We start from the raw sequence: 25,076 nt of genomic DNA on the forward strand, positions 1-25,076 counted from the left end.
CGTTAACTGCCAATCACCGGGCATTGCGCCAACCTGCTGACTGCGCAACAACACTTGAATCCAAAAATGTAATCGTTTACATTCAACTCTCGGTATGTTCATTTAATTTTAAGAATCATCACTATGAAAAAATCCCCGCTCAAGTATTTCCCCGCCGCACTCCTGGCAGGCGCTGCCGTCGGTGCACATTCACAGGCGCTTGAAGAGGTAGTGGTCACCGCCCAGAAGCGTGAACAGAGCATGCAGGACGTGCCCATTTCTGTCGCCGCGGTGAGTGGCGCAGAGCTGGAATCCCGCAACATCAACGAAATCTCCGACCTGTCCAGAGTTGTGGCTGGCTTCTCCTTCGGCGAGGGCACCAGCGACGCGGGCCGGAATATCCTCGTGCGCGGCGTCGGCACCCAGACCTTCAGCCGCGGTGTCGAGCAGTCGGTGGGCACCGTGGTGGACGGTGTCGTTGCCAGCAGCGTGGCCTCCTCCCTGCTGGACATGAGCGATGTGGCCCGGGTGGAAGTGCTGCGCGGCCCCCAGGGAATGCTGTTCGGCAAGAATGCCTCCGCCGGCATGCTGAATATTGTGACTCGCAATCCGACCGCCGAATTCGAGGCCGGCATTGGCGCCAGCTATGCCGATGCGAATGAAATCAAGTTGAACGGTTTTGTCTCGGGACCGCTGCTCGGGGATTCCGTGCAGGGTCGGCTGTCCCTGTACTCCAATCAACGCGACGGAATAATCGAGAACGAATACCCCGGCGGCGAAGACTTCAACGACCGCGACGAATGGGGCGGACGCGGCAAGCTGCTGATCCAGGCCTCGGACGATCTGGACGTACTGCTGGCGATGGTGCATTCGGAGCGGGAGCACAACTGCTGCGTTGCGCCCTCACGCTTTGTGAACCCCGGCAGTATCGCCGATATCGAGAATATTCCCACCGGCCCGGAGAATGACAAGATCACCGAAGTAGAAACGTCACCCGGCAGTACCGAACTGGACCAGTACAGCGCGGAACTCAACTACCAACTGGGCAGTTCGACGCTGACTTCCATCACGGCCTATACCGAGTCGGAAATCTACTCCAACTCCCGTGCGGCGGGCCTGCCCCGCACCCTGCTCCCTATCAACGAAGGGGATTCGGATATCGAACAGTTCACCCAGGAACTGAGGCTGACCTCCCCGGGCGGCGCAACCATCGACTACGTCGCAGGTCTCTACTACTTCAAGAAGGATATGTCGCGGGAATTCGATCGCACCATTGATTTCTACGGGCTGGGCGTCGTCCCCGTTCCCGGCGTGCTGGGAAGCACATTGATCAACGATTTTACCTTCTCCAACGAGAGCTATGCCGCCTTTGGCCAGGCAACCTGGAACGCCACCGATACCTTCCGCCTGTCGCTGGGCGCTCGCTACAACCACGAAGAAGTCGAAGTGGACCAGGTCATCGACAATCTCCCGGGCACCATACCCGAGGCGCCGGCGGGCCGGTCCCAGGCGTCGGAAACCGACGACGATGTGTCCTACCGTGTGATCGCCGAGTTTGATATCGCTGAAGACGCCATGCTCTACGCCAGCGCAGCGCGCGGTTACAAAGGCCCCGGCGCCAACACCCTGGCCTCCGGCGCCAGCACGCCCAAACCCATTGTCGACCCGGAAATTCCCTACGCCTACGAGTTGGGCATCAAGTCACAGTGGCTGGACAACCGCCTGCGGCTTAATGCGGCCCTGTTCCACACCACGTTTGAAGACTTTCAAACCTCGGTATCGGATGGCCAGGTGCCACCCACCTTTTTCCTCGATAACGCGGGAGAACTGGAAACCCGGGGTATCGAGATTGAAGTCAGTGCACAGCCCAGCGCAAACCTGATGCTCATGGGCAGCCTCGCCTATATAGACGCCGAGTTTACCGATTACACTGGCGCCGCCTGTTACCCCGGCCAGAGCGAGGCCCAGGGCTGCATCGGCGATGTGCAGGATCTGAGCGGCAAAGACATGCCCAATTCACCGGATCTCACCGCTTCACTTACCGCGCGTTACTTCATCCCCTTTGCCAGCCTTCCCTTCGACGGCTTTGTCCAGGGCACATACTTCTACCAGGATGAAGTCCAGTACGACACCCGCAACGGTCCAGACTCCATCGGCGACGCCTACAACACGGTCGACGCCGCAGTGGGGCTCGAAGCCCGGGATGGCCGCTACAGCGTACAACTGTTTGTGAAAAACCTGACCGATGAGTTCTACGTCACCGGCCAGACAGCGGCCAACGCCACCGGCAGCGGCACTCACTTCCTGGCCTACGAATACCAGCGCCGCGTGGGCATCTCTGCCCAGTTGAACTTCTAACGCAGCGCCTTTCGAATGCCAGCCCGGGGACACTACCCCGGGCTGGGATTCGGAAGGCCGCGTTAAATAGTCACTGTCAGAGAATATGGCTTCGCGGCTAGAATGACGCGATGCGCGCTGTAATCATCCGACTCTGCTGTACTCTCATCCCGCTATTCATGTTTGCGGGATGCAGCAATGGCGATCGACTGGCGGCGATCGAAGAGCGCGGCGAGTTGTGGGTAGTCAGTCGCAACAGCCCCACCACCTACTACCTCGACAAGAACGGCGCCGCGGGCTTTGAGTACGACCTGGCCGAGCGATTTGCCGAACACCTTGGCGTAGAGCTGAAAATGCAGCCGGCCTTCAGTCTGGACGCACTGTTTAACCGCCTGCGGCGTGGCGAGGCCGATATCGCCGCAGCCGGCCTCAGCCTCACCGCCCTGCGCGGGGACGAGTTCAGCCATTCCCTGCCCTATGCCACCCTCACTCCGATCGTCATCTACAAAACCGGCAGCTACCGCCCTGCCGATCTCGCCGAGCTCGCCGAAGCGCCCCTGCTGGTGCTGCGCGACAGCAGCCACGCGGAGGCCCTGCGCGCCCTCAAGGTCAGTGGTTTCCCCGACCTGCAGTGGCAGGAAGTTGAGGAGGCCGACTCGATGGAACTACTGGAAAAAGTGGACAGCGGAGAGGCCCCCTTTGCCCTGGTCGACTCCAATGAATTCCGGGTGCAGCAGAGCCTGTACCCGCGCCTGGCCACCGCCTTCGACCTCGGCAACGAGCAGCAGATGGTGTGGTACCTGCCGGCTGGCAGTAGCAGCGAACGCCTGCGTGAAGCAGTGGACGAGTTTTTCAGCGCCCTGCAAGAGAGCGGTGAGCTGGCACGCATACGCGAGCGCCATTTTGGCCACGCCGCGGTGTTGTCGCGCATTGGCTCCCACACTTTCGCCCGCAATATGCAAAGTACGCTGCCCCGCTATGAAGCGATGATTCGCGACGTGGCGGAGGAATACCAACTGGACTGGCACCTGCTGGCGGCCATCGCCTACCAGGAATCCCACTGGGATCCCAAGGCCACTTCGCCCACCGGAGTGCGCGGCATGATGATGCTGACCAGGCCCACAGCCCGGGAGATGGGCGTCAAGGATCGCACTGACCCGATCCAGAGTCTGCGCGGCGGCGCCCGCTACCTGAAGGACATCCGTCGCCGCTTGCCGGAGGATATCGCCGAACCCGACCGCACCTGGCTGGCACTGGCTGCCTACAACATCGGCATGGCCCACCTCGAGGATGCCCGGGTACTCACCGAACGCCAGGGCGGTGACCCGGACCTGTGGAGCGATGTGATGGAACGCCTGCCCTTGCTGCAGAAGCGCCAGTACTATCGCACCACCCGCTACGGCTACGCCCGCGGGCGGGAAGCCGTGAGCTACGTGCAGAACATCCGACACTACTACAGCATCCTGCAGTGGCAGGCGAGCCCGGTGGACCAGCTCTCGCCGCCCCAGCAGGCCGCCATTTACCTGCCGCCAGCGCTGCGGGGGGCCATCCTGAAATCCCTCTAGATAACCGCGCAGCCTGGTATCGGCAGCGAATCAATGGCCGGGCAGGCCAAAGGGAATCTTTTGCGGGGAGCGCAGTCGAACCTGTTCCGGCGCGCATTCTCATGTGACCTGGTCGTGCAGAATCGGCGCCTTCACGTGTTTCACTAACAGGAAGACATTTTGCCAGCCTGCCACAGCAACGTGACAACGCAGCGCGCCGCGCACCTCCCGCCCCTTCTACCGCGCTATACACCCAGCCATCCCGCAAGCCCGACCGCCCGCCACAGTATCGTCGCGTACTGCCTTGTCGCCTGGCTGCTGTTGGCGGCCTGGCCGGCTGTGTCCGCGGGGGAAAACGCTCCGGACCAGCGCTTTTCCCGCCAGACCGTGATAGACCTTGCGCGGCAATTGTCTCAGTCTCCCTTCCGGCCACTGCCGCGGGCACCGGAGGCGCTGACCAGCCTCGACTACTCCGCCTACCGGCAAATCAACTACCAGCAGGACGAAGCCGTCTGGGGGCAGTCACCAACACGCTTTTCCGTGCAGTTGTTCGCACCGGGATTCCTGTACGACAAACTGGTGAACATCGACCTCGTGGAAAACGGCCGCGCCCGCCCCCTCACGGTCAGCCGCGACTCCTTCCGGGTGCCCGACCCGGCGCTGGCGGAACTGCTGGCGGAAGTGGGCAAGTATGCGGGAATGCGGCTGCACTATCCGCTGAACAAGGCCGACTACGACGACGAATTCCTGGTATTCCAGGGCGCCAGTTTTTTCCGCGGAGTGTCGCGCGGACAACTCTACGGCCTCTCCGCGCGGGGCCTGGCTATCGATGTCGCCGAACCCCACGGCGAGGAACACCCGGTGTTCCGGCGCTTCTGGATCGAACGGCCCGCCGCCGATCAGGACGCCATGGTGGTTCACGCCCTGCTCGACAGCGAGCGGGTCACCGGCGCCTACCGCTTCGGCATTTACCCCGGGCAACCGCTGCGCATGGATGTGGAGGTAACCCTGTTCCCCCGGGTATACCTGCCCCATGTGGGGCTGGCGCCACTGACGTCCATGTTCATGCACGGCCCCGCCGCACCCGGCGACAGACCGGACTACCGCCCCGCGGTGCACGATTCAGAAGGCCTGGCCATCAAGCGCGCCAATGGCGAGCGGCTATGGCGCCCGCTGAGCAACCCGCACACCCTCCAGGCCAGTGCCTTCCTCGACCACAATCCGGCGGGCTTCGGCCTGATCCAGCGCAACCGCGATTTCAACGCCTACCAGGACCTGGAAGCCAGTTACCACCGCCGCCCCTCCGCCTGGGTGGAACCGCTGGGCGACTGGGGGCCGGGGCAGGTGCAGTTGGTGGAAATCCCCTCGGACTCCGAGGCCAATGACAACATGGTCGCCTACTGGCGCCCCGCGGACGGGCTGCCGGCGGGGGAGCCCTATCGCTACGCCTACCGCCTGACCTGGCCCGATGACGCTCCGCTGGAACACGGCCTGGCACCTGTGGTGCGCTCGGCCGGCGGTGACAAACTGTTTTCGGAGCAGCGGGAGGTAATGATCGACTGGGCGAACAGTGTCGATTGCGCCAACCTCAGCGTGGACGCCGGCATCAGTGAAGGGCGCATTATCGATACCACCCTGCAGACACACCCCGGTATAGCAGGCTGTCGGGCCTTTATCGCCTTTGATCCCGGCGCGGCCCAGGCGGCGGAACTGAGGGTAATGCTGCTGCGCGAGGATGGCAGGCCCGCCGGTGAAACCTGGCTTTACCGGTGGCTGAATGACGGCTGAGCCCAGGCTGGAGGGTCCCGCCCTGCCCCCCGAAGCTCCCCTGGAGATGCCCCGCCATTGCGTCCACGAGCGGGCGTCGCCGCAGCGCACCAGGCCGGGGCCCTGGCAGGCACTGAAAACAGCCCTGTCCCGGCTGCTGGTGGCGGCGGTGACCCTGCTGCTCGCCCACTACGGTATCAGCGAGATGTACGCGGTACTGAGCACCACCAGCATCACAGTGCTGCAGTGGGGTTTCCTGCTGATCTTCGGGATCAACTTCAGCTGGATTGCCTTTGCCTTTGCCCAGGCCCTGCTGGGGTTTCTCTCGAGCCTGCTACCGCGCCTGCAGCGCCCGCCAGAGCACACGGGCGAGCTGCCCTTTCGCACCGCCATCCTGCTACCCGTGTACAACGAAGCGCCGCGGCGGATCGCTGCCGCCATCCAGGTCATGCGCGACGGCCTGGCCGCACAGGCTCCCGGTCACTATGCCTTCTTCATCCTCAGCGACAGCAACCGCGCCGATGCCTGGCTCGATGAGGAGCAGGTATTCAGCGCAATGTGCAGGGGATCGCAGCCGGATTGCCCCGTTTACTATCGTCATCGCGCCGACAATGCAGAGCGCAAGGCGGGCAATATCGCCGACTGGGTAAAGCGTTGGGGCGCCGCCTACGAAGCCATGATCGTGCTCGACGCCGACAGCGTGATGAGCCCGGCATCGCTGATCACCCTGACCCGGCGCCTCGCCGCCGACCCCGGCCTCGGCCTGATCCAGACCCTGCCCTGTATCGTGCGGGCACGAAGCCTGTACGGCCGCCTGCAGCAATTCGCCAACCAGTGCTATGGCCCCGTCTACGCGCGGGGGCTGGCTGCCTGGCACGGCCGGGCGTCCAATTTCTGGGGGCACAATGCCATCATTCGCACACGGGCTTTCGCCGGAGCTGCCGGCCTGCCGCTGCTGTCGGGAAAGCCGCCCTTCGGCGGCCATGTCCTGAGCCACGATTTCATCGAGGCTGCCCTGCTGCGCCGGGCCGGCTGGGGGGTGCGCTTTGACTGCGATATCGGCGCATCCTTCGAGGAGGCGCCGCCCTCCCTGGTCGACGTGCTGGTGCGTGACCGGCGCTGGTGCCAGGGCAACCTGCAGCACAGCCGCTTCCTGTTGGCCCGGGGCCTCAGCGGCGCATCGCGCCTGCACCTGCTGACCGGCATCCTGTCCTACCTGAGCGCGGTGTTCTGGCTGGGGCTGGTGCTGCTGGGGCTGGCCATCGCCCTGCAGGCCAGCCTGGTGCGCCCGGAATACTTCGCCCAGCCGGCCCTGTTCCCTACCTGGCCGGTATTCGACGCCGAGCGGGCGCGCTGGCTGTTCGGCATTTCGATGGCGGTCATCCTGGCCCCCAAATGGTTTGGCGGCGTACTCGCACTGCTGCAACCGCGGCGCCTGATGGGTTTTGGCGGCCCCCTGCTGCTGCCCCTGAGCCTGTTGACGGAGACCCTGCTGTCGGCCCTTTACGCCCCCATACTGATGCTCGGCCAGAGTCGTGTGGTGTGGTCGGTGCTGCGCGGCAAGGATGCCGGCTGGCAACCGCAGAGCCGCGATGACGGAGCACTGAGTGTGGGCACCGCGCTGCGCACCCACTGGGGGCACACCCTGTTCGGCGCCACACTGGCCGCCACCGCCTGGTTCATACACCCGGAGCTGTTCCTGTGGTTGCTGCCGATCACCGCGGGACTTCTCCTGTCGGTCCCCCTGTCGTGGCTCAGTGGCGGCGCCGCGCGCGGGCGACTGTTCGACGCGCTGGGCCTGCTACGCGCGCCTGGCGAGCGCCGCAAGCCCACCATTCTCACCCGGCTGCAATCGGCGGAACAGGAGCCTGCTTTCGCCGCGCAGGAAAGCTATGCGGGCGCCCTGGTCCGGTTGCAGGACGACGCCGACCTGTACCGGTGGCACCTGGCGCAGCTGCCTGTCCAGGCGCCAGAGGCGACCCGGCAGGCCTTCCATGCACCATCGGTCACCGCGGCCTGGAAAGTCGAACGCGACGCCGACGTGACAGCGCTGGAGAATTGCCTGGATAACAGAGAGCTGCTGGCCCTGTTGGCTGACCGGGCCCTGATGGAACGGACCTTCGGGGAGATACCTGAGGTACCGGGCGAACGCCGGGCCTGACAAACTAATCCGCAACCGCGCTGATTTGCACCGGGATACCCGACAGGTGGGACATGCCGGAGAGTCGCTCGACGTTGTCCATACCGTCCCCCGCCAGCAGATTGGAATTCACCCCGGCGTGCCGTATGGCATGGGAAAGCCCGTCGGCCCGGGCGTGACCCCAGCACTGGGGAATGGCCACCGTACGCGGCATCATGTCGTCGGTAATGCGCACCGGAATGCGAATACAGCCATGGCGCGAGCGCACTTCCACCTTCCCGCCTTCAGCGAGGCCCAGGTCGCGGGCATCGGCGGGATGGAGGTAGCAGTAGTTAGTTTCCTCCTTCACCAGCCTCGGCACATTGGCGCTGGAGGTATTGATGCGGCGAATCTCGCGCTTGCCAATCAGCTTGAAGCTGTGGCGCTGGGCCAGTTCCTCTTCGTAGTGGGCCGGCACCAGTTCGGCAAAGGCCTGCACATAGGCCTGCGGGGCCAGGTCCACCCTGCCATCGTCGGTGAGTACCCGCTCTGTACCCAGAAAAGTGCCGGTACGGTTTTCCCCCAGCAGCAACCCGTGCGGGTGATCGCGCATAAAGGTTCGCCGCCCGGGCAGGCCGGCCTTTTTCAGCATTCCGTTGAGCATCCGCTCCGGTGTCAGGGCCAGGCGCCGCAACCAGCGCCAGGGGTGGTACACCAGCCGGTCATTGAGGCCCAGCAGCCAGGTGACGGCGCGACTGTCGAACAGGCGCAGGTCGCAGGCCCGCGCCAGGCGGCTGAACATCCACCACTCGTGGCGCACCTCTGGCGGCGCCTCTACCACCGCATCGCTGTAAATCATGTAGGGGGTCGGATTGTTGCCGGCAAAGCTCTGCAGAGCGTAGGGAATCTCCGCCCTCTCCAGCCAGGTAGGCGCCGGCAGGATGTAGTGCGCCAGGTTGCCCACCTCGTTGCGGAACAGATCGATACACACCAGCAGGTCGAGCTTTTCGAAGGCGCGCTCCAGGCGGCCGCCCGGATTGCTGCAGGCCAGGAAGGGATTACTGGCCTCCACAATCAGGGCCCGCACATCGCCGCCGAGAATATCATCTGCCAGCAGGCCCGAGGGGTGGTTACCGACCACCGTCGGGAAGCCGTCGCCACGTTCATGGGCGAGCAGCAGGTCGCCCGCTTCGTTCACCTCCCGCGCCATATCGAACAGTCCCTCTCCCATCAGGGTTCCACCGCGGGCATCGAGGTTACCGGATACCGCGTTAATGGCTTCCAGCAACCAGAAACACAGGGTCCCGTGGCGCCCCTGGTTGACGCCGGTCGCCATATAAAGGGCCGCGCCACTGGCCGCGCCATGGGCAGCCACCAGTTCTCGCAAAGTGTCCGCCGGGATACCGGTCACCGCCGCCTGCCGCTCGGCATCCCAGCCTGCAACGGTCTCCCGCAGGCTCTGGAAACCCTTGTAGTAGGCGTCGATGCGATCGAGATCAGCCTGGCCGGCGGCAATGAGTTCGTTGAGGAAGGCGGCCAGGAAATAGACATCGGTATCCGGGCGAATGAAATAGTGCTCTCCAGCCGCTGCGGTTTCGATCCGCCGGGGATTGATAAACACCACTCGCCCCCCGCGCTTGACGATCTCGCGCATGCGCGCCTTGGCCCGCGGCAGGTGGTAGAGCGTGTTGCCGGACACCGCCGGATTGGCGCCGATCACCATCAGGAAATGGCAGTGATTCACGTCGGGAAAGGCCAGCCGGAACGGAGAACCGTACATGTCCTCGTTGACGCGAAACTTGTTTGTGGTGTCGGTGGTCGGCGTGCCATAGAAGCGGCGCGAGCCAAGCGCTTTGAAAAAGGCATTGCGGAACAGCGGCGATAGCACGTTGGCGCCGGCCGGCGAACCGACGAAGTGGCCGATGCTGTCGGCGCCATGCTGCTGGCGCAGGGTCTTGATCCGCTCGCCGATCTCCGTCATTGCCTGGTCCCAGGAGATGGTCTGCCAGCCGGACGACGTGCGCTTCATCGGCGCAGTGATACGATCGGGGCTGTTCTGCACCTGGTCAAAGTGAGTGCCCTTGACGCAGACAAAGCCCTGGCTGACCACATGTTCGCGATCGGGCTCGATCTTCTGCACCCGGTTATTGTCGACCGTAACCGCGAGGCCGCAGGTGGCCTCGCAGATACGACAGAAGGTATAGCGGGTTGCCGTCATCCCCACTCCCCGGGCCGACATGCGCGGGCCCTGTTGCGCCGATAGTTCGACTACTGTAGCAGCGCGAGAGGGAGTTCGGGAACTGCCGCAAAAGCAGCCCCCGTTTCAGGCAGGGTGAGGTTGTTGCTCAGCCGCCGACGCGGGCGGCGTCGAAGCGGGCGCGGAAGCCGTCCAGGGTGATGACAAAATCATCTCCGTCGCGGTATTCCTGCACCGACTCCTTAGGCTTTTCCTTCTCCCGGTACCAGTCGGCGTATTCGGGGAGGTCGCTGCTCTGCACGTCGTAGTGGGTGGAGTAGGTGCGCACGTGGACGCTGGGCTCGTCGCCGCTCATGTCAAACTCCATAAAGCGCATCCAGCCATCGCCGATCCCCACCGGGAACTGGCCAAACTCGTAGTCGACATCCACCAGGGTCTGGTGCCTGTCCTGGTAGTCCGATAGCAACTGCCACACCGGGTTGCCGGCTACATTGTCGTCCACCCGCTTGGACTGGGCGTGCTGGTGGCCGCACAGCACCAGGAATATCTGGTCGTGCTGGCTAATGAACTTCTGCCACACCATCTCCGGGTTGTTGTGGATCGGGTCCACCCGCTGGCCGTCGATCAGCGCGTTGGCCTTGCGCTCGCCTTCGGTGTTCATGTAGTCGTGGGTGGACACAATGGTCGGCAGCCCCGGGTAGCGCTTCACAATCTCCGCTGCCCAGGCCAGGCTCTCGTCGGGTGCATCGAACTGCAGGCCGATGTGCAGGAAGCGGTAGCCGCCGGCGGTAAAGATCTGCGCACTGTCAGCGCCGCCGTCGTGGGAGGCCACATACCAGGGCTGGTCCTTGAAAAAGGCGGTTTCAGCGCCGAAGACGGCGCGGAAGTTATCCAGGCCACCCGGGTGCAGTACGCCCAGGCTGGACCAGTCGGTGGGATCGAACTCGGCGGCCGGCGGGTGCTTGGAATCGGTCCACATGGCATCGTAATCGTGGTTGCCCGGCACCACCGAGAAGGGCACCTTGCCGGCGATCAGCGAAAAGCCTTCGTGGGCCTTGGGCATCTCCACGGTGCGGGTCTTCTCGGTGGGCTGGAAGTGGCCGTCGAACAGCGGGTTGGGGGCCGCCTTGAAACCGCGGGCCTTGTGCTCCTCGTCCATCTTCAGGGTCTGGTGCTGCCACACATCGCCCAGGGAGGTGACAAAGGCGATCTCGCCGCCGGCGCTTTCCAGATTGTCGGCAATGTACTGCATCTGTTCGATGAACATGACATTGGCGTCGAAGGGAAAACCCTCGGCAGTCTGGTGGGTATAATCCAGGTAGTTCTGTGTATCGGGAATCACCGCGATGGTGAAGGTGTCGTCACCGGCGCCCGCCAGTGGCGCCAGGCCGGTCAGCAGGCAGGCCGCCGCCACCGCACGGCACAGGGGTTTGATGGGGGTCATGCTATTCACTCCTTGCAGGCTTTATTAGAAATCGAAACTGAATTCGGCGCGCACGTTGCGACGGCTGCCACCGATAAAGGTCGGGATGCCAAAGTAATCGCCGGTATTGCCGGCATCAACCAGGTATTTTTCATCGGTCAGGTTGCCGCCCACCAGGGCCACCGACCAGTTGCCGCTGCCGCCATAGTAGGACAGGCGCGCGCTCAGCAGGCCGAAGCTGTCCTGGAACTCGTCCACCCTGGTGTCGGAGTAGGCAGCCGGTACGCGCTGCTGCAGTTCGGGCTTGTCGTTGTCGTCGAAGAAGAACATTTCAGACTGCCAGCTATACACCGGTGACAACTCCAGAGAGCCGCCGAACAACGGCAGGGCCAGGTTGGCGCCCAGTGAGAATTTATGGTCAGGGCTGTTGCGGAACTGGTTACCGTCATAGGCCCCGGAGCGCAGACGCGCCTTATTGTAGCCATAGCTGGCGAAGAGATTGACCGCCTCCGAGGCAAGATAATTGAACTGGGCCTCGAAACCGGTGGCGTCTGCCTCGCCGGCATTCACGGTAGAAAGGCGGCCATCCACCAGTCCCTGGGTCTGGAAGTTCTCATACTCGTAGTAGTACACAGAGGTATCGCCCACCAGGCGGTTATCCAGCAGCTGGAATTTCAGCCCGGTTTCCACCGAGGCCAGCTCTTCCGTGGGAATCACTTCGGAACTGCCGTCGACGTTGACGTTCAGTACTTCCGGGCGCTTGCCGATGCCGTACACGGCGTACCAGTTCAGGCTGTCGCTGAAGCTGTAGCGCACGCCGGCACGGCCAGTGGTGGTGGTAGAACTGTTGTCATCGCTGACGGCTTCGCCGTTGGCAGTGGGATTGAACAGGATGCCGCCGCCGGTCAGGTTGCTGGGGCCGAGGGGCGTGGTGCCACGCATGGACACCGTTTTGTCATCCCAGGTGACCCGCGCGCCGGCAAACACTTCCAGCTGCTCGCTGAGATGCAATGTGGCATCGGCGAACAGGTCATAGGTACGCACATCGGCACTGGTTTCGTTGCGATCCAGGTGGAAGGGCTTGAGGAAATCGGCCGTGGGGCCCAACAGGGCGTTGATCTCTTCGTTGGTCAGGCCGCGGGGCGCCAGCGGCTGCAGTACGCCGCCCAGCAGCAGGGCCATGGCGCGCTCGTCGTAACCGAGGTCCATGCTCATGTAGTTGCTGGCGTCGAAAACGCTGGCGCCAACAAAACCATCGAAGTTGCCGAGGCCGCTGAAGTTCAGGCGGATTTCCTCGGAGAGCTGTTCGCCGCCGTTGCACTGGTGGCCGGCGATCATGTTGGTGGAGGTGCCGTCGCTGTCGAAGGACTCGCAGGCGTCAAACCAGCGATAGCCGGTGATCGAGGTCAGGCTCAGGCGATCGTCGATGTAGTACTCGGCAGTGCCGCTGGCACCGCGGATTTCACGCTGAAAATACGGGGACGGAATAGTGCCAAAGGTGTCCAGGTGCAAGGGCGACCAGAAGTCGAGGTCGCCCACTATCTCACCGCTTTCCTGGTCCAGCGGCAGGAAAGTGCCGGACTTGAACGGCACCGTGCTGTTGGTATCGTCCTCATCCAGTGTCGCCACCAGGTTGAAGCTGAATTTGTCACTGGGCTCCCAGCGGGCGCTGAAGCGGTAGGCCCGGGCGTCGATGTCGTTGTAGGTCTTGTCGCTGCCAATGTCCTCCACGTAGCCATCGCGCTCGCGCATCAGGGCGCCGATGCGCACCGCCAGGGTGTCGGTGACCGGCACGTTGGCCACACCCTGCAGGTGGCGGTAGTCGTAGTCACCCACCCCGCCCTGCACTTCAAAACCGGGCTCGTCCCCGGGCGTTTTGTGAAAGATGGAAACACCGCCGTTGAGGGCCGAGCGGCCGTGCAGGGTGGACTGGGGGCCCTTCTCCACCTCGATGCGGTCGATGTCGAACAGCTCGCCGTAGGAGGACGCCGCCTGGGTGACCGCCACGCCATCCTGGAACACCGCCACCCGCAGTTCGCTCTGCGGGCTGAAGTCATTGGAGGTAATGCCGCGAATGGAAAAGCCCGGAGCGAACTTGTCCTGCAACTGGATGACAAAACCGGGGGTAATGGCGGCGATACGGTCCAGCTCGGTGCCGCCGATCTGCTCCAGGAACTCACCGTCGTAGGCGCTCATGGACATCGGCACATCAGTGATACGCTGTTCGCGCTTCTGCGCCGTGACCGTGATCACTTCCAGCGCAGTGCCCGCCGGCTTCACCGGCTCGGCGGCGGCCAGAACCGGGGCGCTCGCCAGCAAAGCAACGCTACAGTACAAATACAGGGGTTGTTGAGCCATTCCTTTTACCTCGCAGGGGGGCTTGCAATCAATTAAGGAACGGCACAGTATCGTAATTAAATGACAGAAAAATGACGGGCATCAGGTAAATTCGTGAATGACAAATCCACCCGCGGCCGCCCCCGCAACCGGAAAATAGATGGCGCCCTGCTGAACGCGGGCTGGGAGTCCCTGGCGGCCATGGGCTTTGACGGCATGACCATCGACGACGTGTTGGCACGGGCGGGCTGTGGTCGCAACTCTTTTTACCGCCGCTTCGATGGCAAGCTGGCCCTGATCCGGGACATGCTGGCGCAGGCCTACCAGCAACTTGGTGAATTACCCGACCCGGCGCTGCCGCCACGGGAACAGTTGACCGACTGGATCGACAGCATGGGCGCCGCGCTGGCCGGCCAGCGCGGCCGCGCCATGCTGAGTATTCTTGAAGCCCTGCCGCGATACCCGGAACTGCGATCAACCCGCTCCAGCATGCGCGACTCCCCGGGCAGCCCCCTGCGCTCGCTGATTCGCGACTGCTGCAGCGCAACGCCGAGCGACGACGCCCTGGCCTTCGCCGAGGACACCCTGGCCGGCGCCCAGCACTACCACATCACTACCCGGCAACGGGCCTGGACCCGGCGCGACTCGGTGCGCATGGTCGATGCGCTTGTCGGTATGCTGGAGCAGGAACTGGCTGACAGTCGCTAGCGCCGGGCGCGGAAAAAGGCCTTTAGTCGCTGGCTGCTGTCTTCGGCCAGCACCCCCTCCTGCCAGCTCACCCGGTGGTTGTAGCGCGCCTCATCCAGCAGGCTGCAGGTACTGCAGGCCACGCCGGCGCGGGGTTCCCGGGCGCCAAACACCAGGCGTTCGATACGGGCGTGAATCATTGCCCCGGCACACATGGTGCAGGGTTCCAGCGAAACGTAGAGCGTCGCCCCGGGCAGGCGGTAGTTGCCCGCTGTACGCGCAGCATCGCGCAGGGCAACAATCTCGGCATGGGCGGTGGGGTCGGCGTAGCTGATAACGGAGTTCCAGCCCTCCCCCAGCAGTTTGCCGTCGCGCACCACCACGGCGCCAATCGGCACTTCGCCCTCGTTCTCAGCGCGGTCCGCCAGGGCCAGGGCGCGGCGCATCCAGTGTTCGTCTTCCGCCAGATCAATGGCCATAGTCAGAATCCACAGAAAAACGCCAGTGTACTGAATCGCGCGGCCATGAGGTACGGCTGGGCCACCCTCCACGCGTGGCGTATGATTCTGCCGACCCGATTCACCGACTTTTGCTGGAATAGCGGAGCGACTTATGAGCACGGCGCCCATACGCCTCACCGAGTACAGCCACGGCGCTGGCTGCGGCTGCAAGATTGCCCCCGCGGTACTGGACCGGATTCTCGCCTCCAGCCTGCAGTTGCCCGATTCACCGCAATTGCTGGTGGGCAACCACAGCCGCGACGACGCCGCCGCCTACGACCTGGGCAACGGGCAGGTGGTATTGAGCACCACCGATTTTTTCATGCCCATTGCCGACGATCCCTTCGATTTCGGACGCATCGCCGCCACCAATGCCATCAGTGACATTTACGCCATGGGCGGTCGCCCGCTGATGGCCATCGCCATCCTCGGCTGGCCGGTAAGCGTACTGCCGGCCGAGGTGGCGGGCCGTGTGGTGGATGGGGGGCGCCAGGCCTGCGCCGATGCCGGCATCAGTCTGGCGGGCGGCCACAGTATCGACTCGCCGGAGCCGATCTTCGGCCTGGCGGTGACCGGCCTGGTGGACAAGACACAACTGAAGCAGAACAACCTGGCCAGCGCCGGCTGCCGGCTCTATCTCAGCAAGCCCCTGGGAGTCGGTATCCTTACCACCGCCCAGAAGCAGAAAAAGCTGCGGCCGGAGCACCAGTTCCTGGCCCGCGACGTAATGTGCACCCTCAACAGCGTGGGCGCCGAGTTGGCACAGGTCGCCGGCGTGGAAGCCATGACCGACGTCACCGGTTTCGGACTGTTGGGTCATCTGCTGGAGGTCTGTGAAGGCAGCGGCGTGAATGCGGTCATCCGCGAATCCGCCGTGCCGCTACTGCCGCCGGTGCGCGACTACATCGCCGCCGGCTGCCTGCCCGGCGGTACGTTGCGCAATTTCGACTCCTACGGCGAGCGCCTCGGCGCGCTCAGTGACCAGCAGCGCGCCCTGTTCTGTGACCCCCAGACCAGCGGCGGACTGTTGCTGGCGGTGCGACCGGAGTCCTGCATCGAAGTGGAAGCCATTCTGCGCAGGGCGGGCGCCTGCAGCGACTGCATCGGCGAGTTGCGCCCCGGGGCCAGCGGCCCGCGCATCGAGGTTCAGCCTTGAGACTGGCCGATACACAGGATTACGCCGCGCTGTTCCTGCGCGACACACCGATGTTCGACACTCGGGCGCCGCAGGAGTACCGCAAGGGCTCCTTTCCCTTCGTCGCCAGCCTGCCGCTGATGACCGACGCCGAACGCGCCCGGGTCGGCACCTGCTACAAGCGCGAAGGCCAGCAGGCCGCCATCGAACTGGGCCACAGACTGGTGAGCGGGAACACGAAGAAAGATCGGTTGCAGCAGTGGCTGGACTTCGCCCGCGCCCACCCCGACGGCTACCTGTTCTGCTGGCGCGGTGGCCTGCGCAGCCAGACGGTACAGCAGTGGCTGCGCGAAGCAGGCGTGGACTACCCGCGGGTTATCGGCGGCTACAAGGCCATGCGCCGTTTCCTCATCGACACCACCGAGCAGGTGGTGACAAGCCACCCCCTGTGCGTCATCGCCGGCCGCACTGGCTGCGCCAAAACCGACCTGCTCAACGCCCGGCCCAACAGCATCGACCTGGAGGCGCTGGCCCACCACCGCGGCAGCACCTTCGGCCGGCGCCCGGCGGGGCAACCGTCGCAGATCGATTTCGAAAACCGCCTCGGGATCGCCCTGCTGCGCGCCAATCACGCCTTTGCCGGCCGCCCCCTGCTGCTGGAGGACGAAAGCCTGCTGATCGGCCGCTGCGCCCTGCCTACGGCACTGCGGCAAACCATGGCCACGGCGCCGCGGGTGATGGTGGAACGGCCACTGGAAGAGCGTGTGGAGCACAGCTTCCGCAACTACATCCTGCACAAGCTGGACGAATGGCAGGCGGCGCAGGGCGAGGAACAGGGCTTCCTGTCCTTCGCCGGGGACCTGCGACAGTCACTGGCGAGAATACACCGGCGCCTCGGCGGGCAGCGCTACCAGGCGCTGAGCGCCCAGCTGGAGGCAGCGCTGGTGGCCCACCAGCGGGGCGACAACAGCGGCCACCGGGCGTGGATTCGGGTGCTGCTGCGGGATTACTACGACCCGATGTACGACTACCAGCTCAGGCAACAGCGGCATGAGGTGCTGATGCGTGGTGCACCGGCGGCCGTGGCCGAGTACCTGGCCTCACTGTAGGCGCGGGGGCCATGGCCTACTTCGGCACATCGTCAAACATCACGCTGATGCGGTTGCTGCTGGAAGGCCAGTTGGGCACGTTCAACTCTGTCGTTTCACCCCCGCGATCCACCAGGGACACCGTGACAGTGCCGGTGGCGGTAGCCGTCGCCGGGATATAAAGGTCCAGCCCGGTGAGGAAGGTCAGGGCGCTGAACGGGAAAACTTCACCCTTCTCCAGGTCAGACACCTTGTCGCCCTCGTGATCGAAGACGAACACCGCCAGGTTGACTCCCGTTCCGTTGCCGACGGCACGAGGGCTGATCGAAGGCAGCAGGACATTAACCCCGTCAACGAACAACTCGTCACTGCCGGCGCCCTGGTCGCCCCAGAACTCCCGCTGGCGCGCTACCACCATACCGGTGGTATCGTCGGCCGTGGGCAGGAAGGACTCTATGCTCTGTCCGGCCTGGCTGGACTGCAGGCGGAAGAGATAATCGTCGCTAACAAACGGCTCGGGATAGAAATGGTGCACGCTGGGCTGATCGAAAGACTCAGAGGGCGGCCGCAGCAGGGCAAACTCATAGTGCTGGCCCGCCTCCAGCGTCAGGGGGCCGAATTCACCACTGGCACCGATGTCAGCTCTGGCCACAGGTTCATCGACGGCGCGCTGGCCGGTGGCCTGCTCCACCGGCCAGACTTCCAGCCGGGCGCCCTGGAACCCGATATTCTCTGGGAAGAGAACCGCCCGGCCCGCCACTTCACGCGTGTCCCCATCGCCGGGCAGAACGTCGGTAGTTTCCGCGGCCACTTCGGTAAAGAATTCGTACATCAGGCCGAAGGCCTCCGGCGACGTCGCGACTTCGGTGTGGGACTTTTCCGGGAAATAGAAATTGTCCTCCGGGTTGGGGCCGATCTGCGAGTTCATGTTGTCGTTTAGATTGAAGCCGCTGTCGGCGGTGTTCCACTCCCCCCAGATACCTATGGTTGGCACGCCCCCCGGCAGCTCGTCAGGAGCGCGACCATCGATATTGACGTACTTCGACACCTTGTCCGGGCCGCCAAAATCCGGGGCGTCCAGGTAGGATGTCCACACGGAAGTACCGCGGGAGTGGCCCACCGCATAAACCGTATCGGCACCCGTCTCCGACAGTACCGAATCTATGAAAGTGTCCAGATCAGCCAGGGGATTGTCCTCCTGGCTGGTATCGTACTCAAAGGCAAAGATCAGGTCCTGAGGATAGCCATTGCTGGTAAAGCGCTGGGCCTGGCTTTCGAACTGCTGCGCCGAGCCGGACTGGCCGTGCACGAAGACAATCGGTTGGTAGTCGATCTGTGGCTCCGGTTCTGGCGGTATTTCTCTGCGATCAGAGCTATCGGAACAGGCCGTCAGGGCCAGAAACAACAGGCAGAGGAAAGACAGGAAAGACAAACGCATGACGAGATCTCCTGACCGCGAAAGGTCACCCGAGCGGCGTAACAAGCGTCAGCCGAGTGCCATTACGGGTCTTGTAATTATCACATAAGGAACATACCCGGATTTCGATCATAGACAATCATCCGACGCGCCGCAAACCCGTGGAGCGCCGCTGTCCGCTTCAGTCCAGTGGCGGGTGCGCGTATTTTTGTAGTTCCTCCTCCTTGCAGTGGTCGATGGTGCCCGTCGCGCGATCCATCATCCCCTTCCAGAGGATGGACATGCCGCCAGTGGCCATGGCTGCCCCCGCGGTGAGCAGGGTACCCTTTTCATCCAGCCCCATGCGCGGTGCGGCCAGGGTGCCCTCCAGCGACACGAAAGGGGTCACGAACATGTCGGCACTCACCCCGACGCCCTTGCGCGGCTTGGTATTGAACACCATGTTGATCGCCTCGTCGGACAGGTCCACTTCGCCGCTGGCCACAACCTGCAGTTTTTCAGTCTGGATGGTCACCGGATCGATGTTCGCCAGCCCCTTCTCAAGCAGCAGCGCAATCACGCCGCACTGGAACTGCATGTGCGTCTCGGTCTTCGAAAAGGGGTTCAATGCCGCCACCAGCTGGGCCACCAGGTCGCTGGAAAAGGTTTGCATGAGGCTGTTGGTCAGCAGGCCGGGGCCCATCGTCAGCAGTGCCTCGCCAGCGCTACTGGCCGCCAGCTCCCGCGGGCTGGCGCCGCTGGCGTTCAGGTCCAGGCTCAGGCTGAGGGGAGGAATATCCTCTGCCTTTTGCACTTCGCCTGAAGCCAGGTTGACGCGGAAATCCCTCAGCTGACTGCGCAGAGTGAGGCGGGGCTGATCCTTCCCGGCCTCCAGCACCAGCCGGTTGTGTCCTTCGCCGCCATCGGCGCCGACAACACGGCCGGTAATTTCAAGCCGCTCGTCCTGCAACACGGCCTGCAGATCGACATCTTCCAGCACCAGGAACTGAGTCACCAGTTCCTCCACCATCCAGCGGATTTGCACGCGGTTGCCCCGCAATGCGGCCAGCGGCAACCTCTTCTCGCCAAACACATAGGGCGCGGCGGCAGCCGGTTCAGCAGCAGGCTCTGCCTTCCCCTCACGGGTCTCAGCAGGGCCGGCGGGGACGGCCAGCAACTGCAGTAGATCGATCTGCTTCGATACCAGTTCCGCCGTGAGGGCGCCACGTTGGCCGTCACTCGCCGCTCCAAGGGAGGCCTCCCCCACCAGGTCGCTATCGCCCAGGCGCACTGACAACGGCGCCAGCTGCAGGCCTCCGGCGTCCAGCTCCAGTGTGGTGGAGAGCTGGAATGGCAGCTCCGGTAGTAGTGGCGATAACTCCGATGCCATTTCGCCGCGTGCATCGAGCTCAAAATTCCCCGCTACGCCCTCGGCTGCGAAGCTGCCCCGACCTTCCAGTTTCGTGCCGCCGATATCCAGGCTGAACGCGGGAACGGCGAGCGCGTGATCCCTGCGCTCGAGTGTAGCCGCAAACACCAGCGGCAACTCCGGCAGACCTTGCACCGAGGCGATGGAAGCCAGTCGCTGCAGGTTATCGATGTCGCCATTTACCTCCAGCCGATTGTCAGCGCCGCGCAACTGCGTGGTGAGCGTGAGCTCGCCGAACCCGGCCTCTAAAGCCCCCTCGAAACTGTCGGCAGCTACGCGCAGATCGGCGGTCAGGTGGCCGGCCGACGGTACCTGCCCGTCCAGCTGTAGCGGTACTGCCAGCGCCTGCAGGAGCGCCGGCACCCCCTCGACCTGAAGCCTCAATTGCAGTGTGCCGTCGACGTCGGGACGGGGAACCTCGCGTCGACCTTTCAGTATCATATCGGCATCACCGAGTTGCAGAGCCAACTGGTACTGTATGGACCCGCCACTCGCAAGTTGCCGGCGGGTGCCAATCCTGCCGGACAATCGCAGGGGCTGTTCACGCACCCGCCCCTCGCCTTCAATCTGCAGTTGATCGTTCCCGTCTGCCCGCAACTGCAGGTGCGACAAGGTATAGACCGCCTCTTCCTGCGCCGATCGCCGGCGCACACGCAAGTTGGCGAACGTTGCCTTCTCGAGCACCACACCGATACCGCCGCCCGCCTCCTGCACATCTGCGTCGCTCTCACTGGACACGATGGGCAGATTGCTCTGCCCGTCGGGTCCGCTTTCCAGCAGCACATCGACATTGCTGGCGCTTGCCAGCCGGACCTCTATCGGCCCCCGCTGCCACAGGGATGCAGTGCGCAGGGCCAATTCCGTCTGCCCGACGCTGGCCATCCACGGCTCGCTCCCCCAGTCCGCGTTGGCCAGAGATACCTGAGTGACTGCCAGGCGCAGCTCCGGCCACACATCCACATCGATATCCCCCTGCAGTCTGAGTTCACGACCGATGGTGTTGCCGATCATAGCGCCAAGCCAGGAGCGGTGGGCCGTCAGGTCAGCGAAATGCAGCCAGGCCAGCAGCCCACCCAGTAGCAGGGCTAGCGCCAGCACCATGGACAGGAGTATTTTCAGCGCGGTCATTGGGCAACGCAGGTGCGACGGGTCACTTGGGCCAGCTGCAGCGGCAATCTCCAGCGGTAAAGTCTGTGGTGCATCAGTGTAGCCGCGACAAGCCACTTTTGCCCTGCATTTCCAGCAGGTAGCACAGGGGTTACACTCACCTCACAAATTTACAGCCTCCAACGGCGTCGGGCGGCTACTGGTGGATCTCACGGGTATGGATCGTTCGGCAGAAAGCAACAACCAATCCAATACAACTGGAGATCAATGTATGACAGCGACCCGTCCGCGGAATATTACGGCACTCGGAGTGCTGGTCCTCAGCCTGGGGCTCGGCGCCTGCAGTAAACAGGAGGAAGCCACCGCACCGGCAGAGGCGCCAGAGTCCAGCGCCGGACAAAATGTAGAAGCACCAGATACAGCCCCCGCAGCCGCGCCGGTCAGCAGCGATGTCGAAGTCATCGTCACCAGTTCACTGGAGGATATGATCGGCATACTGGAAAAGGAAAACTGGTGGGGCGAGCCGAAGGCGGATGAACCCTTACAGGTGCCACACCTGCTGGTTGCGGCCATTCATCCGACCTGGCAGGAGGCCTCCAGGAACATGCCCGTACAGCAGAAGAAAGCCCTGTTCTATCGCCTGATGCTGCCGCTGGTCATGCACGCCAACAAGATGGTGATGAACTTCCGCGATGGCCTCGAGCAGGCCCGCGAGGAACTGGCCGCCGACGGCAGGGTCAGCCCGGAAAGCCTTGCACTGCTGAAACGGCTGGCCATGCTGCTGCCCGGAGAAACCCAGGAATACGTAGATGCCCTACAGGACAACACACCGGAGCTCGGCAGCATGATCGATGCCCTGCTGTACCGGGTCGACGTGGTCCCCCCCGGCCTCGCCCTCGGTCAGGCCGCTTACGAAAGTGGCTACGGTACCTCCCGTTTTGCAGTCGAGGGCAACTCCCTGTTTGGCCAGTGGACCTACAAGGACGACGGCCTCAAACCGCGGGAACAGCGCGCGAGCAAGGGCAATCACCAGATAAAAACCTTTGAATGGCCCTTCGACAGTGTCCGCGGCTACTTTATCAACCTGATGTCTCACCGGGCCTACGAGGACTTCCGCCGCCTGCGCGCCGAAGTGCGGGCTGCCGGCAAGCCAATGGATTCCCTGGTGCTGGCCGACGGTCTGCTGAGCTACTCCGAGCGCGGCAAGGAATACGTGGATTCACTCAAGGGCATGATCCGTCACAATCACCTGAACATGGCCGACGACGCGGTGCTGCGCGACGAGCCGGTGCGCTTCCTGCTGAATGAAGACGGCGCCGACAAGGCGGCCGCGCTGCGCAGCGACATCGAGAAGATGCGTGCCAGCGGCGAATTGCAGGATATCGTCAAGCGCATGCGGCTGGATTGAGGCAAGCCTGCAGCCATGTGCAGCCCTGCAGGCGCAAGGCCTGCAGGGCCCGGGCCTCACAGTTGGTAGCGAACTGACGCGTAGTAGCGTCGCGGAGCGGTGTAGGCCACATTGGTGATACCGAAGGCATCGACGCCGAAGCCGCCGACGATCTCCCGTTCGTCGCCGAGGTTGCGCCCGTGGAGGGCGAACTGCCAGCGATTGTCGGAGGTACTGTAGATCAACCCCGCATTCCAGGTGGCAAAACCATCGGCGTGCAGGGTGTCAAAGCTTTCCGATGCCTCGTCGTTGCTGTAGTAGACGTCGTCCTTGTAGTACACATCGGCCAGCAGCTTCAGTGAACTGCCGCCACTGAAGAACCAGTCGTACTGCGCCATCAGGTTCCAGGTAAGTTCTGGCGTATCTGCGAAAGGCCGGCCACTGAGGTCCTGGGGCAGGCCTGTAGCGGGGTCGATACTGTCAAAAGTATCGAACTCCGCATCGATCCAGCCCAGGCTGGCGGTCAGGGTGAGACCCTCCGTCGGCAGGGCCGAGAGCTCGATTTCGGCACCGGTGATACTCGAACTGCCGGCGTTGTCGACAATCAGTGCCAGGCCGCCGTCAAGCGACGCCGACGAACGGTTGACCAGGAACTGCTGGTCCTCGTAGTCGTTGAAGAAAACAGAACCATTCAGAATCAGGCGCCGGGCCAGCCACTGGGACTTCAGGCCGAGCTCGTAGCTGGTGATGATCTCCGGATCGGCAACGGATATCTGGTTGGTCGCTGTCGGTCGGCCGTTGAAGGCGCCACTGCGAAAGCCCTGGGACACACTGACATAGGCCATGAGGTCGTCGTTGATGTCGTACTCAAGTCCGATCTTGGGGGAGACCTCGGTCCAGCTCTGCTCGCACTGGTAGCGACTGCCGGGCCCTTCCGCGACCACATCGCTGCAGGCACCGTCATCGGTGGGACCGGGCGCCAGGATGGGCGTCTGGCTGGCGCGCTTCACCGAATAGACATCCAGTTCCTTCTTCTCATCGGTATAGCGAGCTGCGAGCGTGAGCCGCAGCTGTTCGGTAAGGCTGTAGATGGCGTGGAAATAGGCGGCGTAGCTGGTGGTGTCCTGTACCCGGTTGTAGTCGTAACTCAGATCCAGCGCCGTCGCCAGGAAACGATAGGGAATACCCGTCGGCGTGGTGACGTCCAGCGGCAGGCTGGACAGGGCCTCGAACAGGCCTCCAGCGACGGTCAGGTTGGTGGTCTGGCTGGCATCTTCAGACAGGTAGTAGAGACCGGCGACCCAGTCCAGCCGGTCATTCATCGCCAGCCCGGAGAGCAGGAACTCCTGGCTGAACTGTTCGGTATCGATCACATTCAGGTTGTAATTGTAGTCCGCGGGATCGTTGTCGGTTTCGCGGCCGATATCGGATTCAATCTTGCGGTAGCCGGTAATTGACTGCAGCTGCAGGCTCTCCAGGTGCCAGGTATTGGTCCAGCTGGCCCCGCGGGAGTCGAGGTCGTCAACGTCCCTGTCGTTGAGGACGTTGCTTTTATCGATATCGGTATTGGGCGTACAGCAGGGATCGCCCGGTGTGACAAAGGTATTGAAGAAAAACGGGAAGGTCTGGGCCGGATTGAAGGCAGCCAGTACCTGGGGGTAGGCCTCCTGGCGCTGGTGCACCGCGTCGACCACCAGATGCGAATCAAAGCTGTCACCAGCCCGCCACAGCAGATGGGCGCGGCCACCAGACATATCGTCTCCCCCGGCATCCGGCCCCCGCCGCTCCTGCCAGCCGTCAGATTCGCGGTCGATAAAAGCGACACTGGCCGACAGCGTGTTTTCGATCAGCGGCAGCGACAGATACCCGCTCACCTCACGGTGCTGGTAGGAACCGGCACTGAGCTTCAGGTCCAGGTCGAACTCGTCCCCGGGCCTGCGCGTCACGATGTTGATAGCACCGCCAATCGTGTTCTTGCCGTACAAGGTGCCCTGGGGTCCGCGCAGTACCTGCACCTGCTCGATGTCGGCAAACTCGAGATTGGCGCCGATCGTGCGGGACTGGAACACGCCGTCGATATACATACCCACACCGGGATCGGTGGTAACGGCAAAATCGAACTGGCCAACACCGCGAATAAAGGCCTGCATGGTGCTGTTGCCGCCGTCACTGCCGATGCGGAAATTAAGGTTTGGTACCAGGTTTTCCAGGCTGGTCAGTTCCGGCAGGTCGGCGTCTTCCAACAGCTGCCGCCCCAGGGCTGTCACCGACACCGAGGTACGCTGCAGGTTCTGCTCGCGGCGCTGGGCCGTAACCAGTACCTCTTCCAGTACAGTGGCCTGGCCCTTCTGCTGTGCCAGTGCGGGTGTCGCGGTGGCAAGCAAACCGGATAGAGCGGCGGCAACCGCGAGTGAAAGCCGCTGAGAAGAAGAATGGACCAACGGTGTTGCGGGCATGATGACTGCTCCTCATTATTATCATTGCAGACCGGTCTCGAGGGACTACCGGGACTGTTCGGGCAGCTTAACTCTAGCGCCTGCACAGCCTGTGGATAAGGGCACCTGCGCGAATTAAGTGTCCATGAGGAGTCGCTTATCACATACGGCAGCGAAGGCTACATTGGCTGAAACCACAATAATCAGGT

The 25,076-nt window shown here is 63.3% G+C and carries 15 protein-coding genes; 8 read left to right on the forward strand and 7 right to left on the reverse strand.

The genetic code is table 11. The features are described from left to right. The first annotated feature begins 123 nt into the window (after positions 1-123). The 4 genes from FVW59_RS10550 to mdoH all read left to right on the forward strand — a co-directional run bounded on the left by FVW59_RS10550 (position 124) and on the right by mdoH (position 7,788). The gene (locus FVW59_RS10550) at positions 124-2,337 is read left to right on the forward strand and encodes a TonB-dependent receptor (RefSeq protein ID WP_148064231.1); all 2,214 of its coding nucleotides are present in this window, start codon (positions 124-126) and stop codon (positions 2,335-2,337) included. 110 nt (positions 2,338-2,447) lie between these two features. Next, positions 2,448-3,881, forward strand: coding sequence for a membrane-bound lytic murein transglycosylase MltF (mltF, locus tag FVW59_RS10555; protein ID WP_148064232.1), 1,434 nt, complete (start codon positions 2,448-2,450; stop codon positions 3,879-3,881). Between the two features lie 159 nt (positions 3,882-4,040). Beyond that, positions 4,041-5,648, forward strand: a complete 1,608-nt coding sequence (locus FVW59_RS10560) for a glucan biosynthesis protein G (protein ID WP_222711470.1) — start codon at positions 4,041-4,043, stop codon at positions 5,646-5,648. Then, on the forward strand, positions 5,638-7,788 hold the full coding sequence (mdoH, locus tag FVW59_RS10565) for a glucans biosynthesis glucosyltransferase MdoH (protein WP_148064233.1): 2,151 nt from the start codon (positions 5,638-5,640) through the stop codon (positions 7,786-7,788). The genes FVW59_RS10560 and mdoH overlap by 11 nt, the downstream gene beginning before the upstream one ends. A gap of 4 nt (positions 7,789-7,792) precedes the next feature. On the opposite strand, the gene FVW59_RS10570 is transcribed toward mdoH, so the two are convergent. The 3 genes from FVW59_RS10570 to FVW59_RS10580 form a co-directional block, all read right to left on the reverse strand. Beyond that, complete coding sequence (locus FVW59_RS10570; RefSeq protein ID WP_187275842.1) at positions 7,793-9,964, reverse strand: molybdopterin-containing oxidoreductase family protein; 2,172 nt, start codon at positions 9,962-9,964, stop codon at positions 7,793-7,795. 127 nt (positions 9,965-10,091) lie between these two features. Further along, positions 10,092-11,387, reverse strand: a complete 1,296-nt coding sequence (locus FVW59_RS10575; protein ID WP_148064235.1) for a metallophosphoesterase — start codon at positions 11,385-11,387, stop codon at positions 10,092-10,094. A 24-nt stretch (positions 11,388-11,411) separates the two neighbouring features. Continuing rightward, positions 11,412-13,724, reverse strand: a complete 2,313-nt coding sequence (locus tag FVW59_RS10580; protein WP_148064236.1) for a TonB-dependent receptor — start codon at positions 13,722-13,724, stop codon at positions 11,412-11,414. 93 nt (positions 13,725-13,817) lie between these two features. On the opposite strand from FVW59_RS10580, the gene FVW59_RS10585 reads away from it, so the two are divergent. Beyond that, a complete protein-coding gene (locus tag FVW59_RS10585; protein WP_148064237.1) occupies positions 13,818-14,411 on the forward strand; it encodes a TetR/AcrR family transcriptional regulator in 594 nt (197 codons plus the stop codon). On the opposite strand, the gene tadA is transcribed toward FVW59_RS10585, so the two are convergent. Beyond that, the gene (gene tadA / locus FVW59_RS10590) at positions 14,408-14,869 is read right to left on the reverse strand and encodes a tRNA adenosine(34) deaminase TadA (protein ID WP_148064238.1); all 462 of its coding nucleotides are present in this window, start codon (positions 14,867-14,869) and stop codon (positions 14,408-14,410) included. The two genes, FVW59_RS10585 and tadA, sit on opposite strands and share 4 nt — an antisense overlap. A gap of 133 nt (positions 14,870-15,002) precedes the next feature. Here tadA and selD point away from each other — a divergent pair, with 133 nt between their 5' ends. Continuing rightward, positions 15,003-16,046 carry a selenide, water dikinase SelD gene (gene selD, locus FVW59_RS10595; protein ID WP_148064239.1) on the forward strand — a complete coding sequence of 348 codons (1,044 nt, stop codon included), beginning with the start codon at positions 15,003-15,005 and terminating at the stop codon, positions 16,044-16,046. Between the two features lie 2 nt (positions 16,047-16,048). After that, the gene (gene mnmH / locus FVW59_RS10600; RefSeq protein WP_222711489.1) at positions 16,049-17,134 is read left to right on the forward strand and encodes a tRNA 2-selenouridine(34) synthase MnmH; all 1,086 of its coding nucleotides are present in this window, start codon (positions 16,049-16,051) and stop codon (positions 17,132-17,134) included. A gap of 16 nt (positions 17,135-17,150) precedes the next feature. On the opposite strand, the gene FVW59_RS10605 is transcribed toward mnmH, so the two are convergent. Together FVW59_RS10605 and FVW59_RS10610 are read right to left on the reverse strand one after the other, a co-directional pair. Beyond that, positions 17,151-18,551, reverse strand: coding sequence for a hypothetical protein (locus tag FVW59_RS10605; protein ID WP_148064240.1), 1,401 nt, complete (start codon positions 18,549-18,551; stop codon positions 17,151-17,153). Positions 18,552-18,711: 160 nt separating this feature from the next. After that, on the reverse strand, positions 18,712-21,066 hold the full coding sequence (locus tag FVW59_RS10610) for an AsmA family protein (protein WP_148064241.1): 2,355 nt from the start codon (positions 21,064-21,066) through the stop codon (positions 18,712-18,714). A 250-nt stretch (positions 21,067-21,316) separates the two neighbouring features. Between FVW59_RS10610 and FVW59_RS10615 the strand changes: the two genes are divergently transcribed. After that, the gene (locus tag FVW59_RS10615) at positions 21,317-22,453 is read left to right on the forward strand and encodes a glucosaminidase domain-containing protein (protein ID WP_187275843.1); all 1,137 of its coding nucleotides are present in this window, start codon (positions 21,317-21,319) and stop codon (positions 22,451-22,453) included. Between the two features lie 56 nt (positions 22,454-22,509). On the opposite strand, the gene FVW59_RS10620 is transcribed toward FVW59_RS10615, so the two are convergent. Then, complete coding sequence (locus tag FVW59_RS10620; protein ID WP_148064243.1) at positions 22,510-24,888, reverse strand: TonB-dependent receptor; 2,379 nt, start codon at positions 24,886-24,888, stop codon at positions 22,510-22,512. Positions 24,889-25,076 lie beyond the last annotated feature (188 nt).

It is taken from the genome of Parahaliea aestuarii, assembly GCF_008064635.1.
In the GTDB taxonomy this organism is placed as follows: Bacteria; Pseudomonadota; Gammaproteobacteria; order Pseudomonadales; family Halieaceae; genus Parahaliea; species Parahaliea aestuarii.